Source organism: Gilliamella sp. Bif1-4 (assembly GCF_001690535.1).
Classification (GTDB): Bacteria; Pseudomonadota; Gammaproteobacteria; order Enterobacterales; family Orbaceae; genus Gilliamella; species Gilliamella bombi.
In genome coordinates this window covers 1-911 of record NZ_LZHC01000023.1, presented here as the reverse complement: position 1 = coordinate 911, position 911 = coordinate 1, and the positions used below count along the sequence as shown (strand labels likewise).

Genomic DNA, 911 nt, shown 5'->3' with positions numbered 1-911 from the left:
CCAAAGCGGCTCATTTAAAACAAAAGATAATCGCAGTCCACAAGAACAAGAGTTAATCGCGTTGCGTAAAGAGCTTAAACAACTCCGTATGGAAAACGATATTCTAAAGCAAGCAGCACTGATAATAGGGCGAAAATCGCTATCCTAAAAGCAAATCGACATCGTTATAGCATAACAAAGCTATGTCAATATTTAGGATTATCAAAACATTATGCTTATTATCAGTGTAAATTGAATAGACAAAAATCAGTAGGGCTTTATGCCGATAAAATCGTGACGCTATTTAATCAGAGCTATCAGTCTTATGGTACAAGACGAATTCGTTTTGATTTACAGAAAGAGAATATTTGGGTGTCACGCCGTTACATTGCTCGGGTGATGAAAGCCTTATTGCTGGTATCAAAATACACCGTTAAACGTTATCAATCTCACACTACGGAAGTGAATGAAACCGCCACAGAAAATCACCTGCAATGACAATTTGATGTAGGTGATAAAAAAACAAATTGTTGTTGCGGATTTAACCTATATTCAAGTTAAGCAACGTTGGAACTATTTATGTGTTTTAGTGAACTTATCCGATAGGCAAATTGTCGGTTATCATGTTGGTCAACATAAAACAGCAGAGCTTGTTATGTCGGCATTAAGCCAAATTAAACAACCATTATCAAAATTAGATTTATTTCATTCAGACCGAGGTAAAGCGTTTGATAATCGGTTATTAGCGGATTGTTTTAAGACATTTAATATCACGCATTCATTAAGCAAGAAAGGGTGTCCATATGACAATGCGGTAGCGGAAGCGACATTTAAAACAATTAAAACGGAATTTGTAAAAGGCCAACGTTTCAACTCAACGGCTGAGTTACAACGCGCTTTTTCGGCTTATGCCTATTGGTATAATCATAAAC

The 911-nt window shown here is 36.2% G+C and carries 2 protein-coding genes; both read left to right on the top strand.

Annotation, left to right across the window (positions count from 1 at the left end; translation table 11 throughout):
• Positions 1 to 231 precede the first annotated feature (231 nt).
• Positions 232 to 477: an IS3 family transposase gene (locus A9G25_RS02755; RefSeq protein ID WP_065625644.1), complete on the top strand. Its 246-nt coding sequence runs from the start codon at positions 232 to 234 to the stop codon at positions 475 to 477.
• Between the two features lie 13 nt (positions 478 to 490).
• The coding region (locus tag A9G25_RS02750) for a DDE-type integrase/transposase/recombinase (RefSeq protein WP_141674981.1) at positions 491 to 911 on the top strand (421 nt) is incomplete at its 3' end.